We start from the raw sequence: 17,328 nt of genomic DNA on the forward strand, positions 1-17,328 counted from the left end.
ATACTATTTATTGATTACGAATAGTATGCATTGTTTTCAAAGCGCTTCATCAGAGGCGCTTTTTTATCGCCATCACAACTTGAACTGATTGATATATCAAGAACTATGCACAGCCGTCTACAATGATTCACCTTATTTTATAGTGACTCATAATGTTCAAACAGACGCCCCTTTTATTGCCCGCAATCCTAATCTCCTTTAGTTCTTTTGCAGAAACACCGCTTCCAGATAGTCGCTCTGATTTTCAGAACAATGATTACAACTGCTACATTGACCCAATGAATCATATTGCTCGTGAGCGTGGCGGCATCGCTTACCATAATAAAATCAACCTATTGGATTTACGTACACTATTTAATGACCAATACATCTACATCACCGACGGCACGCAGGTTGAAGTCAATGGCGTTTGGGCATACAAGTGGTGGGGTTTTAACGAAAATAAACAATGGTGCGGTCACAATGACAAACTGCACTATGTTGATAATCGCTATACCCGCATCATCGACCAAACTGACACCGGCGCACTATTATCTGCCGATGAGCTAAAATACTATGGCGATTACATCACCCCATCCATTGAATCGCCGAAGTGGCGCATTGAAAAATTGGCCAACACACTCACGCTAACCAATGCCAACCAAGATGAAATTATTCCCGCGGATTTAACGCTCAAAGCCAACCAAGGTCACTGCCAACTGACGCTCAAACAAGGAGCCTATCGCCCAGTACCCTTTGGCCAAACCATTCGTTACCAGATCCCTAAAAACTGCAATTTATTGACCCTTGATGTCACGCTCAAAGATGCCACTTTCTATAACACCTTTACCTTTCAGTGAAAGTCACCGCGTAAAAAAGGCGCTTCTGCGCCTTTTCATCCATCATCTCATTTGCTCAGAGCTGAGAGGCTGTCAATTAAAGTGAAAGCCTTAGAACTGAGGCAAAGGTAAGGCAGAAAGCTGTGCTTGCCGCGCATCAATGTCGCGCTGCGCTTGCGCCCGTTGGTAAAGCAGTTCAAAACGCTGTTGTTTCAGCTGCTCAAGCTTCAAACCAATGGCACGAAGCTCCGCGGCGCTACCTTCAAAAATTTGATATTGCAGCGTGGCTTGATCAATTTTGTTATTGAGATCCGTGAGCGCACGACCATCACTTTCATATTCATTTTCTAAGCGCTGTATCTCAGAGCGAAGCTCAAAATGTTTGGCACCATTTTGATAGGCGGCAAAAAATGCCGCATGTTGCGCTTCAGGACACTGACCATAATAGGCCTTCCCCTCATAGCCTACCTGATAGCCATTCGCTGGCGCACAATAGGCCTTCAAGCCTTGCTGATACCCCAATGTGTACGCTTGTAAGTCTGGTGTCACGCCATATTCAGCGCAAGCTTGCCGATGTGCATCAATCTGTGAAATTCGATAGCCATTGGCACCATCCGCCAAACCAATCTGCTGCCAATTTGCGGTGAGGCATTCTTGCTGATTCATGGTGGCGCAGCTTGATAACAACATCAGCGCACTACCGAGATAGACACATCGCTTTAATTTCATAGACATCCAAATGACCGATTGATGAACGCATCCATGATAGGCCAATTGACAATAAAGTTAAAATTGCCTCGATGATTGCGATTGGTTTTGGAAAATTCATCACAGCAGTCATACAAGCGCGACAAGATTTATGACAATTCTCTGATCTTGATAAAGAAAAAGGCGTAGATGTCATCCCACTGGCACAAAAATATCATCGCTCTGCCATGATGGCGTCACGCATTTGTCATGCGTCAACATCAAGATACCCAGCCAGATGGGTCGCCTTTTATCCCATTTATCAACAAAGGATGCTTCATGAAAAAGTCTATTTTTACAGTATGTGCACTACTCGCTTTCAGTGGCAGCGCATCTGCCCTTGAATTTAAACAAATTGATACCTACACCATTCAAGCTGATCGCGATTATCTTGCTGATATAGATGCGCGCAATAGCAGCGGCCATCTTAATGCGATCATTGAGATCCCGACAGGTAGCAATGAAAAATGGGAAGTGAGCAAACAAGACGGCTCGATCATTCATTGGGAATTTAAAAAGGGGCAACCGCGGATTGTTCACTACCTCGGTTACCCAGGCAACTATGGCACCATCCCAGGGACTGCCTTACCGAAAGCGCTTGGTGGTGATGGTGACCCGCTTGATATCCTCGTCCTTGGCTCAGCCATGCCTCGCGGCAGCGTAGTTTCAGTGCGCGTCATTGGTGCAATTCAACTACTCGATAATCAAGAACAAGATGACAAGCTCATTGCGATCCCATTAATTGAACAATCACCTTTTGCCGATGTGCAATCTATTAATGATCTTGAAAAGCAATTTCCAGGCACCTTAGATATCGTCAAACTTTGGTTTGGTCACTATAAGGGCCCGCAAGGCGGCATGAAAATCCAAGGCGTGATGACCGCTAAAGAAGCCAACCAAGTCCTTGACCAAGCGATTGAGCACTATCAAAGTGCACAAAAATTAGCGGCGCACACTTCATCAACGAAATAAACCCGACTGGACGAAACAACGCTTCACTCAGCCCCATGTAAGGATGCTCAATTGAATACGCCGAAGTAAAACCAAAGCGAAGTTAAGCCAAGTCCATCAAAAAACGCATGAGCGCCATCATGCGTTTTTAATCAGCCGCTTGTCATTCAAATTTGGATAATCAAATCATTCATTTTTACCACATCAGCGGCTGCATATTTTTCCAAAATAACCAGCGACGCGATTCATGCACTGGGCCAAATCCAAGCTCATAAGGCGCGCGCGCATCGCTATCAAGCTCAAGAATCGAGATAAACCCCGCATAGCTACTACAAATCAGCGTCTGACCATCTGCTGATAGCACCATCGCATCAATAGTCGAGCCGATATGATGGATCCAGCGCAGCTGCCCCTGAAAATCCACACAACGCAACCAGCCATAGGCATCGCCAATGATGTACTCATCTTTGCGCGCGACGCCTGCATAAACCCGCGCGGCCTGCTCAACCACAGTGATATCCGCATGCTCCTGATAAAAATCAGTATAAAGCCCTGGTATTTTGGGGCACGGCACACTAATGCTGGCTCCATTGTAAAAATGGCAGGCATTCAACAAGAGCTGCTCATCCTTGGCACTAAAAAGCGCAAAATGCGGGTATTCGCTATGGGGGCCAATTTCTGCGACTTGGTTGCCTTGGCGATCAAACACCAAATGAGCACTGCACTGGCTTCCCACCGCAATCCATTGGCCATCACTTGAGACCGCGCCATGAACCATATCCAAATGCGGTAGCGACTGTGGCACTTCTGGGCAATCTTCTGCGAGCCACTGAAAATGATCTTCACAGGCTTGATTTGTAGGGAGTAACCGAATCGACTGCTGAGGCTCTAAAATAAAACAGCCCTGTGCGCTCACAAAAAGAACGGCGCGGCCATCATCAAAGGGTACCAACTTTTCAGGTTGCCATGGCTCGTCAAGTGCGACGCCCATTTGTAAGGCAGAAGGATAAGGACAAACACAATACATCTCACCCTGCCAGCCACGCGTGATGACCACACCATGTTCACCAGCAATAGCCAGCCATTGACCATTGGCGCTTTGACCAAAACAACCAATATCCGCCACGGCTTGTACCTTATCGCCATCAATCAACACGGCATGACCGCTCTGATACGTGGTGCCAAGGCGCGCAAGAATCTTGCCATCATCAAACACGGCCAGCATTGGAATCGACTGCCCCAATTCATTGAGGCGAGCACATAGCGGCGCATACGCCAATGGCCACGCGTCTCGAAATCCTGTCAAATCCCCGACCTGATTGGCATAAATAATGGCATCAAGAAATGCGGGAAACTCTAGATCGCAGGATGGCGGATCATCAGGCTCATCCAACCCCTCCCAGCCATCACGATAGCCCTGTTCAAGAAAGCGGTTATAGGTCGCGACATACTGCGGAATTTGTCGCCAATTGTTTGAGTGATACGCCATTGAATTGTCCGATGAATCTGTTAACCAAATGAATTTAAAAGATAAAGAGGTTTCAAACAAAGGAATTCATCAATAGGGGCAAAATTTGTGAGACTACTCTTATCTCTTATAAATCAATTTGTTAGCTATTGCCTTTCGTTTGGCTCAAGCCCACAGATATCGTATGCCATCCACATATCTTTCTCACCCATGCCAAGTTTCACGGCTTTACTGAAATGGGTTTGGCTGTGGTTTCTTTTATGTGGTTTCGTTTATGTGGTTGCTTTTCTGCGGTGGTTTTTGATGGTTTGCGCTATCTCTTTTTTGCTTTTTGCTTTTTGCTTTTTGCTTTTTGCTTTTTGCTTTTTGCTTTTTGCTTTTTGCTTTTTGCTTTAGCAGGCACCTAAAACGATACCTATGCAATAGACAATAAATCTCATCGCCAACAGTTGTATATTATTTTATGCATAAAGTGATTTATTCGAAATATATCAATCCATGATTGGGGTAATACGACAATCGATATATAAGCAGCCCATCACAACCAAAACTATTGATTCAATTGGCGTGAACGATTAGACCGTCATTCACATTCTGTCACAATCCATAATCCTCTCTAAATAAATGAATATCAATACAAAACCAACTCAAAAACTAGAGAGATAAATAGCAGACAATAATAATTTTAATTTAATAACTGCGAACCATGCGCATGGTTACACCATGATTTTCAATAAAATTATCGATGAAGCCCTCTCCCTTCATCTTATTCCCAGGAGACAGAATGAAATACTTGACGCAATTAAAAGTGAGAACCCGCCTTGCGCTGGGCTTTAGCATCATTGTGGCGCTGATGATTCTCTTAACCACCATTGGCATCCAGAAAGTCAATTTCATCGATTCAAGTTTATCGAAAGTCACGGATATCAACTCCGTGAAGCAACGTTATGCTATTAATTATCGCGGCAGTGTTCATGATCGCGCCATTGCGATTCGCGATTTAGTGATGGCAAAAACACCGCAAGAAATAAGTAGCATTGAAAAAGATATCCAGAATTTAAGTCAGTACTACCAAGCTTCAGCGCAAAAAATGCAAGCGATGCTCGACTCGCAGGTACCATTTACCGCAGAAGAAATCGCAATTTTAAATCAAATTAGTCACATCCAAGGGCAAACCCAACCACTGATTGAAACAGTGATGACCAAAAAAAATCGCGGTGAAGCGATTCCCGATACTTTACTGAACCAAATTCGACCGAAGTTTAAACAATGGCTTGAAGCCATTAACCAATTTATTGATTACCAAGAACAGCTGAATCAAAAACTCACACCGATTGCCCGCGAGCAAGCCAGTGGTTTTCAAAATTTAATGCTCATTTTGAGCAGCATCGCGATTGTCATCTCTATTTTGGTTGGCTTTGTCATTGAGCGCAGCTTCCACTTTTCTTTGGGCGGTGAACCCTATACCACGCAGCATGAAATTCAAGCCATGGCCAATGGTGTGTTAAAGCAAAATCACCACAACACAGTATTCGGCAGCATTCTTCATTCGCTGTCTATTATGTCTGAAAAATTAAGCGCCATTGTGCGCCATATCCGTGGCACATCAGAGCAATTAGTGGAACAAGTAGAACAGGTCTCCATGGGCTCGAACTCTGTTTATGAGTCTGCCCAGCAGCAGGCTGCTCTCACCGATGAAATGGTGATCAAACTTGAGACCATGCATGCGACCACGCAAGAGATCGCATCAATCATGAATTTATCTGAACAAAACTCAGTGAATACGTCCAATCATGCCCATGAGGGGAAAGTCCATATCGCGGTTGTTGCCGAGCAAATGCAATTGGTAACGACTGCCGTCAATGACACCGTGGATCAAATTAAGACCCTAGAGGAAAAAACGCGGGATATTGGTGGCATTGTGCATATGATTAGCAGTATTTCAGAACAAACCAACCTATTAGCACTCAATGCCGCCATTGAAGCTGCCCGCGCTGGAGAATCTGGACGCGGCTTTGCCGTTGTGGCAGATGAAGTAAGAAACCTAGCCAAGCGCACGGGTGAGGCAACAACTCAAATTGAAGCCATGCTCAAAGAAGTGCAAATTCAAACCGTGGCAAGTGTGTCGGCGATGGAAAATACACAGCCTAAGGTGGAGCATTGCCAGCAAAGTACGACAGAAGCCAGCCAATTGTTGGTTCATATTGAGCAGCAAGCGCAAGACTCCCTCAACCAAGTGCGCCATATTGTGCATGCCACGGATGAGCAGGTGAAATTTATTCAAGATTTGGTAGTTGCCATGGAGCAAATTTCAAGCATGTCCACTGAGTCAATTCAGTTAATGAAAAACAATCAAAGTGCCACGCACCAGCTCAATGCGCTTAGCAGTCACCTCACCCAAGAAGTGGCCTTTTTCAAAGTCTGATTGATTCGGCGAAACAATCACCAGTATTTTCTGAGAGGTCAGCATAAAAGTATGGCTAAAAATGCGGCGGTAAACGCCGCATTTTAATCAACCGATTCGTGCACTTGTGTGCGTCTATTTTTGTGTTTACTGGCTGTGCCAGCTGTATTTTAGCCCTACATTTTACCTATAACTGGGTCAATGTTCCTTTTGACTGAACCACACACGCATGGCAATGCCCATCCACTGCGCTTTGCCGCGTTTGTTTTGACTTTGCTGCCAATGTTCAATGTCATCCCAATAGTAAATATGCTCTGGCAAATCTGAATCAAACCACTCGCCGCGGTGGTTACAGGCCACCAAGTGGATGGTGCGCTCATAGGCGATCACCGCAATCAGAATGCTCTCCTTTTGTCGCCATTGCGGCGAGTAATACACGGCCGGCACGCCCAAGTCTTTCATCAATGTTGCTTCAGAGCGAAATGCCTCCGTCATATAAGCGCGGGTCGATGGATCGCGAAACACCATCTCAGTTTCAAAACCAAATTGGCTCAGCACATGATGCATCGCCGCTAGAGAGTTAAACCCATGCTCTGGGACAAATTCGACATAATCCCCTTCCGACAAAATGCCCGTCACTTGATAAAGCTGTGCGAGCAGACTAGTCAGGGTTTGACTCGTATCTAAACGAATCAGCTCCCCCGTAAAGGTCATGGATTGCATAGAGAAACGGCGAAGTAACCGCGGCTGCGAATGCTGCCGAAGATTAAAACTATCCAAACAGGCAACAATACAACTGGGGCCACATAGAATAGCTTGGTTCGGCAAATGAATATTGGGGAAGGGATGCATCCTTGATCCTCTACGAAACGCTCAAGTTCGCTTTGCAATAAAAGCGATGGCTTATTTTTGCGACTCATGGTCTGCGACTGATCAAAGCTAAAGCAAAGTACGTTCAATTCCGAATAAAGATAACTATTTTGCTAAAGGCCTCACAAGCAGTTTGATACACTTGCAACCACGCGACAGTGATGTTTTAAGACGAATGGCAATGGATGATAATAGGAATTATCTACCTATCATTTGACGTTATCTTCCTGCAAACAATATTGAAAGTTTTCCTTTACCCATCAACACTTATTGATAAATTTCACCATGGTGCTTTAACCAGCCATCCACATGGCGGCCTTTGGGATCATGGTGTGTCCAATGAATCACCCCGCCTTTCATATTCCATTCATACTCACCATAGAAGGCCACCCAATCCCCTACTTTCAAATTAGGTACACGCGGCGCGAGATCAATGTTATGCGCCACCAGCAAAGTCTGACCACTGGCGAGCTTCAGGATAAAGCGCTGGTGCTGAGAGCCCTGCCTATCATCAGCTAAGATTGCAATCACAACGCCTTTACCCTGCACCTGCAAATCGCTTTGTTGCTGCGAAAAAGCCTTCTGAAGTCGCGCATCGTTTGCACTGCTCACAGCCGCAAACAAAGATAGACATATGAAACACAAGGTCACGATACTTTTCATGGCACTGCACTCTCTCACTAAAAGTTTCATCAAGCTAACACCAGGCCTTTTTAAAAAACCATGAATATTCATGGGATAAGAAAGAAAACGTCGATTAATCGAGCAAAATCACAAAGGCTTTCAAAACATCAGCGATAAAAATAAAGTCAGCCAATGAGCTGATAATAAAAGAAAAATTAAATTATTCAGCCATCACCCAAAAGTCTCACCTACAGTCAAAGATTGATACTTTCAGTCCATACAGCAAGCCTGCCAGTTTGTAATATTCAATTTTTACACAGGAGTCCAATATGAGAACCTTCACTTTATTCATCATTTCAATGCTCAGCTTGAATGCACATGCTTTTACACTCAACAGTAAAGATATTCAGGAAGGCCATCCCATGGCAAAAACCTTTGAATATTCAAGCTGGGGATGTGATGGCGGAAACCAATCACCACAACTGATGTGGCAAGATGCCCCAAAAGGAACAAAGAGTTTTGCGATCACAGCATTTGATCCTGATGCACCCACTGGCAGCGGTTTTTGGCACTGGATTGCACTGGATATTCCAAATACAGTGACTGAACTGCCTCGTGGTGCTAACGTCAAATCACTTGGTGGCATGGAAACACGGATTGATTATGGAACCGTTGGCTTTGGCGGTGCTTGTCCACCAAAAGGCGATGGTATGCACCGCTATCAATTTACCGTTTGGGCGCTGCCAGTTGCTTCATTGGGACTAAATGCCGATACCCCCTCAGCCGTAGTTGGTTTTACACTCAATAAAATGGCTTTGGGTAAAGCTCGCCTGACAACTACTTATACAAAATGAGAATCGATTGATAATGAGCCGAATATTTCACGTCAGTGAATTTACATCACAACAAATTCAAACGGTGAGAAATGTAAAAATCCACTCACCAAGTATTGTGCAAATCATATCCGGCAAAAAATCACTTCTCAATCTGGGGAATACACAAAGTATTTCCCAGTCAAATTTACTATTTTGTGAACCCTCAGCTGCGCTCAGTTTTCAAAATAGACCCACAACTAAAAAATTTAAATCTCGATTATTCAGTTTTTTCATCACCCCAAGTGATGAACAACTGCACCTCAACCAACAAAACCTCAGCCAAGAAAAGCAAAGTCAACCCAACGCGCATATCGTTCCCCTTACCGATACCTGCTATGACATGCTTAGCGCTATCGCCACACTTGCCCATGACGATGTGAGCCCACAAAGCAAAAGCTACTGGGTGAAAGGACTATTTCAATATCTTGCGGAGCAAGGCCAACTACATCTGCTGTTCCCTTCCAAACATTTGAGCCTGGCGCAACAAGTGAGCGAATATTTAGCCCTGCACCCCGCTAATGAACACCATATTGAACAAACTGCGTTGCAGTTTAATATGTCACGCGCCACTTTGATTCGAAAACTCAATCAAGAAAATAAAAAGTTTCGCGAAATCCTAATGGAAGTGCGACTCAATCACGCCCTGAATATCATTCAGCATCAAAAAATAACCAATATTGCGATTATCGCACAAGCCTGTGGCTATTTATCCGATGCGAAATTTTCTCTACGCTTTAAAGAAAAATTTGGCCTGAGTGTCAAACAATATATTGAAACAGTTTATGGTAAATAAGGCATTACCAACGCTGAACAATTAAATTCCGAGTAATCCATAACGATGATTTTCAAATCATGAAATCCGTATTTTTACCGCCTTTATGAATTGCTGATAAAACAGCAATTCATATCTCACAAAAAGTAGTGCATCAATATTTACGCCCAAATAGCACCAAAATCGCACAGACTAGAATCCACCATGATTTAATCCCAAGCCTACCTCAGTCCTTTAAAAACAATTGGCGATATAACATTAAACTCCATATTCATTTACACATGACTAACAATTGCAGGCGTCATAAAAAATAACAAAGATGACAATTCGAAATAGATACGGTAGCAGTGCGTTACATTTCTGAATAACTCACATAACTTTCAACTGTTGAAACAACGATGCTGAGCTCATTAATTAATCAAATGGCACACCTTTTATAAAGTACGCTAGGTATTCCCATCACTCATCAGTAAAATTGCGGATGTAAATTCCACAAAAAACAAATATACAGAAGAAAATGATGAAGATTACAAAAACACTTGCAGCCACTTTAGTTGCTGTGTCGCTATCTGGTTGTGGCACGGAATACAACAGCTACATCGTCACAGATGGTCTCAATGATGAGTCAACCTTGTATGTCATTGACAACTATAAAAATACTATCTTTTATGGCGACAACGTCACTTACGTGACAGACCTGCTACATATCATTAATGGCAGCCATATGGTTAGCCCTTACAAAGCACGTCGTCCTATCAATCAACGTAATATCGAAATCCAAAAACTTGAGCTTGCTCGTCAAGTCGTTGAGGGCATGGATGTTTCAGACGATACCAAAGAAAAATACGCTGATTTTATTGATTACTACGTCAACCTATACAAGAAAAACCAAGCGTTCGAAGATAGTCTGACAGAAGAACGTATCCAAGAACTTGTATACGAAAAGTACCCTGAATTTAAAGAGCTTGTGGATTTTCGTGAGCAACGTTGGGGCAACGCATTTGTCGAAGCACGTACCAAACAAAAAGAACTGATCAAGATCGATAAAGAAGTTTCTGATGCATACAGTGAGCTCGTTGCCAATCGCCTCAAAATGGATCGTGAAATATACCTTGCTATTGGTGAGATGCAGTTAACACCGTACCAAAATCATCAACGCGACATCAATGAAGGCAAGCCTGTTCAATCATACTCACCATATTCTTCATACAGCACGCAGCCTATTGGTTCGTACATGTTCGATGCAAATTCAGACGGAACATGTGCTGACTTTGAAATCAAAACAGAAAATGGTGATGTGATTGGCACAGTACCATCATTGAAAACTGTTGACCCAGATCGCATCAAATCTGGTCATAACCAATGTCAAGCTTTCTCATACGTGGAAAATTGGATCGAAGTGAACGACTACACGACGCCTGAATTCTACAAGAAGATGCTTGATCTACAGCTGGATACCGTTAAAGCAATGATTAAGTATCACCACCTTGAAGATCTTCGTTACCAAGCAGAAGTTGCAGTGACACGAAGCAAACATCAAATCCGTTACACAGATGAAGATCAGCTAGCGATGGAGAAAATCAACTACCGTGAGCGAATGAACAAAATGTTGAGCATTCCTGCTATTGCTGACCTGTACGACTCCGGTACAAACTCATTCCTACGTTCATCTGAATCTTTTGTTGGCGGTGCAACTAGCTCTGTGACTAAAGGTTTCGTGGCTGGCTTAAAGTTCTTGAAAGCGATGTCTGGTGAGAAAGATGAGCTAAACTTCAACGCCAGAGCCTATTTTGAAGAGCACCCAGATCAGGCTGATCTGTTCACCCCATACGGCGTATCTAAGCTATTGACAGAAGATGCGAAAAACATCCTTGCTAAAGCAACCAAGATTGAAGTTGGCGAAGATGGCGGTACACCACTGAAACTTCATGAATACATGAATGTTCCAAAAATGCTTGCTATCAAAACAGATGATGGTGAAATCATTTACAGTGCGGTATCAAACACCGATGAAACAGCCGCAGATGCGAACGGTGAAACCAAAGTGACTATGTACACAAGTCATAAAGGTTCCTTGCTCAGTGCAGTGTACGCTGTAGATGAAATGTATAGTAATTACGACATCAACGCAGTAAACCTGAATGAAGTTATTAGTGCAGAAATAAACGCTTTGAACGAAGCAAAAAACAATTAATAACTGTCATACGTATGAAAAAGACCTGCTTCGGCAGGTCTTTTTGATCCTGTAATGCAGCGGCATCCCAACCAGCGCTAATGTTTTCATTAAGTGAATCGTTTCATTTCTGCTGTCATGTATAGCGCTTATTCAAAAGATGACCAATTTATTATTACTCAGCTGGAAACTATTTATTTAATAAAGAACACCTGCATTTCAAATAAATCAAATTCATCCAGCCACTCATGAATGCGTGATTTATAGGATTAATCAAAACGACAGTTTTTATTAATTTAAAACCATTATGTGCGCCGGCTCATATTTATCAATGCATTTTACTAATACAGGAGAGTCAATAATTTATATTTATTACTCAAAAAACACACAGTGAAAGTCACACTATAATCTAATTGGCCTTATCAACGATCGACTAACACCTTAAATCAACCCACTCCGAAAAGTAATAAATAGGGTCACAAATTTTACTCATGGATGTATAATGAGAGTTTCCGATTTGAACACCATGGACTTGTAACCCCTGCTTTTCTCTTCGATTGCTAATTTTTCTACTCAGCACTGAAGACACGGGAAATTCGCCATCACTCACGAGCAAGATATCTGCCTTATACCACTCTTCCGAATCACACTTTTCCAGAGCTTTGTTTAGAGGTCCCTCTGCATCAGTGCCCCCCCCAAAAGACATCGTCAGGAAGTTAAGTAAGTCATTAAACCCTAAAGCATCTAACGTCAAGTCAATTTCACTAACTTCGTTCTTACTTCCGAAGAGATAAACGTAGCAACGTCGTTTTTCTTTGTAGGCTACTTTCAAACATTCCAAAACGGTTGCTTTGGCAATGTTTTCTGGTAATCCCTTCATTGAGCCTGAAGTATCCAAGCAAATCACCATCGGGCCTCGGTTCTTATTGCTTTTGTTACCCTGCTTTTCATTAACAGACTCTTGTTCTAGCCGCTCTTCTATTTCCAGGACCTCGGTCCCTTCTACTGAGTAAGAAAGTAAAGCATGCTCTGCTCGCTTGGCATGCCAGAGTTTTTTAAGTACGGGATTAGTTAACAGCGAAGCTTCTTGAGGCAACATTCTAGAAATCGAATCAGAGCGAGTAATGCCTTTAGTCTCCATTGGGACTAAAGGCGTAACCACAAATTTCTCCTCTCGAGATACGACACACATTTTGATGACGATCTCTTCAAGTACAGAACCTTCTGCTTGCCCATCACGCCCTAAGTCTCGAATCAAGCTTTGTAACTTAGGAAGCTTTTTAACAAGCTTGTTTAATCGAACAATATCGAGCCAACCATGGCTTTGAAAAACGCCTTTTGATAAGTCAAAGCCTAAACCTGTAATCAACCCTAGTTCAGTAAAAACCTCTTCTAGTTGAGACCACACTGCTAGCCTCTCTTGCCATATAACAGGCAAGATTCCATCAACATCCAGTTCAGAGAGCAGTTGCAACCAAACTTCTTCAGAGGCCGTTTCGGCAATGCTTGCCCGCTGTGCATTAGTCAGAGACAGAGGGTTAGTCGACTTCCGCTTGCTCTTTTTCTTGTCTAAAGCGTGTTTAATTTGGTTTAACGCTTCATCTTCCAATTTCTTAATCAGGTCAGTTACCAGAGGAGATGCCTTAGATTGAAACTTATCTATTACAGTAAGAATGTCTGAAAGCAGTAAATCTGTGACCTTTTCACTTTGAACACAGTACCGATTTAATCCTGTTTCTTCTACCGCTTTGCAAATCGCATTGGTGAGTGGCAGTGGCGTTAAGGGAAACAGACTTTCTGGATTCTTTCCTTGTAGAAGTTCATTTCTGGAATTCACTAAGGAGTCGCACCGCGCTACTAACTCACCATTAGAACTTGTAATAACTGCCGGAAGAAACTTCTCCGGCACGTTATCGAGGCATGTAAATTGACTATCCAAGTTGAATAACGGAGATTGCACTTGATATGACTCCTTAATCACAGAGTTCTCCTTCAATCTTGTCACTACTGCCAGATTCAAGAACCAAAGTTGGAGATTCTTCTAGAGGGAGATTTTTAAAGCCTGACTCCAATAAAGCAACCCTTTTTAGTATTTTCTCACCCTCTTTAAGAGAAATTTGAAGTGCAGTGGATACTTCAGACAATAAATTTTTCTCTAGCCAAAGATGGTTGTTAAAGTACCCTGATATCTCTGATAATTCTTTATTCACATTGTTATAATGGTCTTCAACACTACTTCTTAGATTTTTGATTTCTCTAACTCGACCATCAATATGAGCTTTCGAAAATGAATTATTTAGAGGGATTGGTGTATTTTTAATTTTATCAAAAATCGGTTTGCATTCTCCCATAAAATTATGCTTATTAACAGTTTCCCTGCCGTATTCATCCCTGTACAACAAATCACCATTGTTATTTTTTTTGTGGTACTTACTAACCTCTTCCATGACTTCATTACCGTCTCGGTCAAGATACAAAGGACGGCCTTTAGAATCTTGTTTATGAGTAAGTTGGTCTTCCTTAAGTTTTTTTTCCCACGCTTTGATAACCTGCATTAAACGCGATGGCGGCGTTTTTCCATCAACAGTCACCAAACGCTTGTAAAGCTCTTGAAGGCCCTTAAATTGCTCTGGCTGCTCCCATAAGCAATGCGGCAAAATCCAAGTGTCGTAAATACTGGTTTCGTTAAAGCCAGATGTGAAGGCTGACACTTTCATTAATTTCACCAGCTTACGCCAACGGCGATCAGATACATAAATATCTTCCGCGACTAGGTAGTTACGGAACTCTTTACATGCTTCTATCGTTGCATGAGTCAACTCAACTTTCTCAGCTAAGCGCTGTACTTCATTTAGGTCTTCAATCTTCAAACGGACATTGAGGTCTGGGTCAAAACCCTCTAATGCCCCACAAAGTAATGCATCAAACGATTCCTTAGACACAGGCGACACATAAGAACGAAGAATGAATCGATCGTATAACGCACTTAGTTCTTCCCCCTCAGGTAGCTCGTTACTTGCTGCTACCACAGAAATTAAAGGAACATTGACTCTTCGATTCCCGTTATCAAACTGACGTTCGTTCAACAAAGTTAAAAGACTGTTTAGGATGGCACTGTTTGCTTTAAAGATTTCATCGATAAACGCCACGGATGCTTCAGGCAGGTATCCACTAGTAAGCCTATTGTAACGATCCTCTTCCAACGCTTTGATTGAAAGCGGTCCAAACAGCTCTTCTGGAACAGAAAAACGCGTAACTAGTCGCTCAAAGTAATTAGCCTCAACAAAGACACTTTTCAGCCGCTTTGCCAATTCACTTTTAGCCGTTCCTGGAGGCCCAACGAGTAACACATGCTCACCAGAAAGTGCGGCTAGCATCATAAGTTGAACTTGCGGCTTCCTTTCCAATAATCCATCACTCATCTGGGCCATTAGTGTTTGTAGCTTATTTTTTCTGTCCATCATTTTTGTACATATTGTCGTTGCCACAATAATTTCCTTCTATTTATATAGTTAGCGTAAATTTGGTGGCGAATTTACTCCAAGTACCACGCACGTAAGTTAGCTAATGTTTTTCTTTATGAAAAACTCATTTTTACAGAAATTACCCCCTATTATTTGCACCACTGCCACTTAAAAAGTGAACACAACGATACCAAATCAATGTCTGATTCATTCTAGCTTTATCATATTTTCCCAGAAAACAAGATTCACCTCGCCATTTCAAGGGCACTCATAGTTTTAAATTAAATTTGTACAAATAAAATCGACACACCATTGCTGAACTTACTATTTGTAGATATCGCTACCAGCTTTATCTGCAAGGGCTACAACAACTAAAAACAAGCTAAACGCTAACACTGTGATTTAATCGATTCTTTGTGGGTCATCACAGTTTTATATGGTTAATATATATTTTCAACATTAAAACGCCCATACAATCTGCACTCCATACGCTAAAGCATACCTATCATTCGAATATCAAAAATAAAACAGCCGTGCTTTTGCGCCACTGCTAGTAAAGAGCTTAGCGGGTAAATGAATTTAGAGAGAAAAGTGACATAATAAATATGTTTCATTTAACAAATGAAACAAAAAACAATCCATAGTCAGCTAAGTTAAATATCTTAAAATCAAATTAAACTATTAAGTATCCAGTCGATTTTGCAATCAAAAAAACTTCGATTGAACACTATCGCCAAAAAACATTTCTAATATAAAATCCGCTAATTAGCGGCTTTTATATTATTTAGATAAGAGACACTGTAACTACCAAAACTTGCATTTTCGATATGTTCACTCCTCCACTGCATCAATTCACGGCGACGATCAAGATAGTCTGTACGGTTATACGCCTTACGTATATGATTTTTGTCCGTGTACGCTAATGCCGCCTCAATCACATCAGGATCAAACCCTTGTTCATTTATGTGGTACTCGCAAGCGAACGTAGACCATGTGCTGTCGTGCGATCTTTAAATCCCATTCGGCTCAATGCCTTATTAGCAGTTTCTGAATCTGTGGGCACTCTAGGATTGCGACTTGACGGGAAAATATATTCGCGATGGCCACTGATTGGCTTTATGGCCTCAAGGATAGCCAACGTCTGCTGGGTCAAAGGAATCGCATGACCTCTGTTCATTTTCATCCGCTCCGCTGGGATAAACCAAATACGATCCTCCCAGTCGATCTCCTCCCATCGAGCCCCTGAAGCCTCATTGGGTCTCACCATCGTATGAAGCTGCCACTCGATCAGAAATCGCGTCACAAGCTGTATATTCGCTGTCGCAACAGTACTAACAAGCTCTCCTATCTGATCTGGTTTTAATGCCTTCATATGGACGACCTGATGCTTTCTAAAAACATCACGGATACCTGACAGCGGGTTGGCGTTAATCAAACCACTGTTCACCGCATAATTCATGATTTCATTCATCAACTGAGCGGTGCGCTTGACGGTTTCAGGTAATCCCTGCTTTTCTGTTGGGCGCAATGCAGCAATGGCCATTGGTGCAGTTAACTTAGAAACCGGTACGAGCCCTAACTTAGGAAAAGCGTATAGCTGTAGTTTTCGCCAATTGCCATGTAGTGTTTTTTCTTTGATTTGACCAACTGTGGTTTCCCGCCATTGCTCAGCGACTGCTCGAAATGTGGCATTTTGATCCTGCATCATCTGAGCATTCTTCTCTGCGCGTAACAGCTGTGGAACAATGCCTTCTGCAAGCAACCGACGACATTCCTGCGCCTTATCACGCGCCTTAGCAAGCGATAGATCAGGATAGGTGCCAAATGAAAGATATGTGATCTTATCAAGGCCAGGTCGTTTATAACGAAACTGCCATGATTTTGAATGATTGGAACGAACACAGAGGTACAAGTTCCCACCATCTGAGAGTCGATATAATTTATCTTTTCCCTTGGCGAGTTGGACTTCTTTGGTCGTAAGATTTTTGGCCATTTTTGACGCCAAAAGTAATACCAAAACCATGCCTAAACCACACGCCAAAACTGGTATTACTTTTGACGATTTAACGCTTTATTTTCAGCGTGTTGGCGGATTTTGATTTTGGCTAGAACTGGGTCTGCATTGGGCATTGCGTGGACTCAAAAGTAATAGGAACAGCAAA

General features: G+C 42.5%; 12 protein-coding genes and 1 pseudogene. 6 read left to right on the plus strand and 7 right to left on the minus strand.

What is annotated here, in order from left to right:
- The first annotated feature begins 152 nt into the window (after window positions 1-152).
- The gene (locus tag L9P36_RS08345) at window positions 153-839 is read left to right on the plus strand and encodes a hypothetical protein (RefSeq protein WP_237466244.1); all 687 of its coding nucleotides are present in this window, start codon (window positions 153-155) and stop codon (window positions 837-839) included.
- A gap of 90 nt (window positions 840-929) precedes the next feature.
- Here L9P36_RS08345 and L9P36_RS08350 read toward each other — a convergent pair whose 3' ends face one another.
- Complete coding sequence (locus L9P36_RS08350; protein WP_237466245.1) at window positions 930-1,547, minus strand: DUF2799 domain-containing protein; 618 nt, start codon at window positions 1,545-1,547, stop codon at window positions 930-932.
- Window positions 1,548-1,844: 297 nt separating this feature from the next.
- Between L9P36_RS08350 and L9P36_RS08355 the strand changes: the two genes are divergently transcribed.
- Window positions 1,845-2,537: an inorganic diphosphatase gene (locus tag L9P36_RS08355; protein WP_237466246.1), complete on the plus strand. Its 693-nt coding sequence runs from the start codon at window positions 1,845-1,847 to the stop codon at window positions 2,535-2,537.
- A 175-nt stretch (window positions 2,538-2,712) separates the two neighbouring features.
- On the opposite strand, the gene L9P36_RS08360 is transcribed toward L9P36_RS08355, so the two are convergent.
- Window positions 2,713-4,005: a hypothetical protein gene (locus tag L9P36_RS08360; RefSeq protein ID WP_237466247.1), complete on the minus strand. Its 1,293-nt coding sequence runs from the start codon at window positions 4,003-4,005 to the stop codon at window positions 2,713-2,715.
- A 763-nt stretch (window positions 4,006-4,768) separates the two neighbouring features.
- Here L9P36_RS08360 and L9P36_RS08365 point away from each other — a divergent pair.
- Entirely contained in the window at window positions 4,769-6,409 is a 1,641-nt protein-coding gene (locus L9P36_RS08365; protein WP_237466248.1) for a methyl-accepting chemotaxis protein, read from the plus strand.
- Between the two features lie 177 nt (window positions 6,410-6,586).
- Here L9P36_RS08365 and L9P36_RS08370 read toward each other — a convergent pair whose 3' ends face one another.
- Together L9P36_RS08370 and L9P36_RS08375 are read right to left on the minus strand one after the other, a co-directional pair.
- Window positions 6,587-7,240, minus strand: a complete 654-nt coding sequence (locus tag L9P36_RS08370; RefSeq protein ID WP_237466249.1) for a hypothetical protein — start codon at window positions 7,238-7,240, stop codon at window positions 6,587-6,589.
- A 285-nt stretch (window positions 7,241-7,525) separates the two neighbouring features.
- Entirely contained in the window at window positions 7,526-7,921 is a 396-nt protein-coding gene (locus L9P36_RS08375) for a DUF3465 domain-containing protein (RefSeq protein WP_237467895.1), read from the minus strand.
- Window positions 7,922-8,211: 290 nt separating this feature from the next.
- Here L9P36_RS08375 and L9P36_RS08380 point away from each other — a divergent pair, with 290 nt between their 5' ends.
- From L9P36_RS08380 to L9P36_RS08390, 3 genes are all read left to right on the plus strand, one after another.
- The gene (locus L9P36_RS08380; protein ID WP_237466250.1) at window positions 8,212-8,736 is read left to right on the plus strand and encodes a YbhB/YbcL family Raf kinase inhibitor-like protein; all 525 of its coding nucleotides are present in this window, start codon (window positions 8,212-8,214) and stop codon (window positions 8,734-8,736) included.
- A gap of 361 nt (window positions 8,737-9,097) precedes the next feature.
- Window positions 9,098-9,550, plus strand: coding sequence for a helix-turn-helix domain-containing protein (locus L9P36_RS08385; RefSeq protein ID WP_237466251.1), 453 nt, complete (start codon window positions 9,098-9,100; stop codon window positions 9,548-9,550).
- 496 nt (window positions 9,551-10,046) lie between these two features.
- Entirely contained in the window at window positions 10,047-11,723 is a 1,677-nt protein-coding gene (locus tag L9P36_RS08390; protein WP_237466252.1) for a hypothetical protein, read from the plus strand.
- Window positions 11,724-12,135: 412 nt separating this feature from the next.
- Here the strand turns inward: L9P36_RS08390 and L9P36_RS08395 are convergent, their stop codons facing one another.
- From L9P36_RS08395 to L9P36_RS08405, 3 genes and pseudogenes are all read right to left on the minus strand, one after another.
- Window positions 12,136-13,683 carry a VWA domain-containing protein gene (locus L9P36_RS08395; protein WP_237466253.1) on the minus strand — a complete coding sequence of 516 codons (1,548 nt, stop codon included), beginning with the start codon at window positions 13,681-13,683 and terminating at the stop codon, window positions 12,136-12,138.
- Window positions 13,676-15,190, minus strand: coding sequence for an AAA family ATPase (locus L9P36_RS08400; RefSeq protein ID WP_237466254.1), 1,515 nt, complete (start codon window positions 15,188-15,190; stop codon window positions 13,676-13,678). Before L9P36_RS08400 ends, L9P36_RS08395 begins: the two co-directional genes overlap by 8 nt.
- 737 nt (window positions 15,191-15,927) lie before the next feature.
- A pseudogene (locus L9P36_RS08405) lies at window positions 15,928-17,159 on the minus strand (tyrosine-type recombinase/integrase).
- Window positions 17,160-17,328: the final 169 nt, after the last annotated feature.

Source organism: Vibrio stylophorae, from assembly GCF_921293875.1.
Classification (GTDB): domain Bacteria; phylum Pseudomonadota; class Gammaproteobacteria; order Enterobacterales; family Vibrionaceae; genus Vibrio_A; species Vibrio_A stylophorae.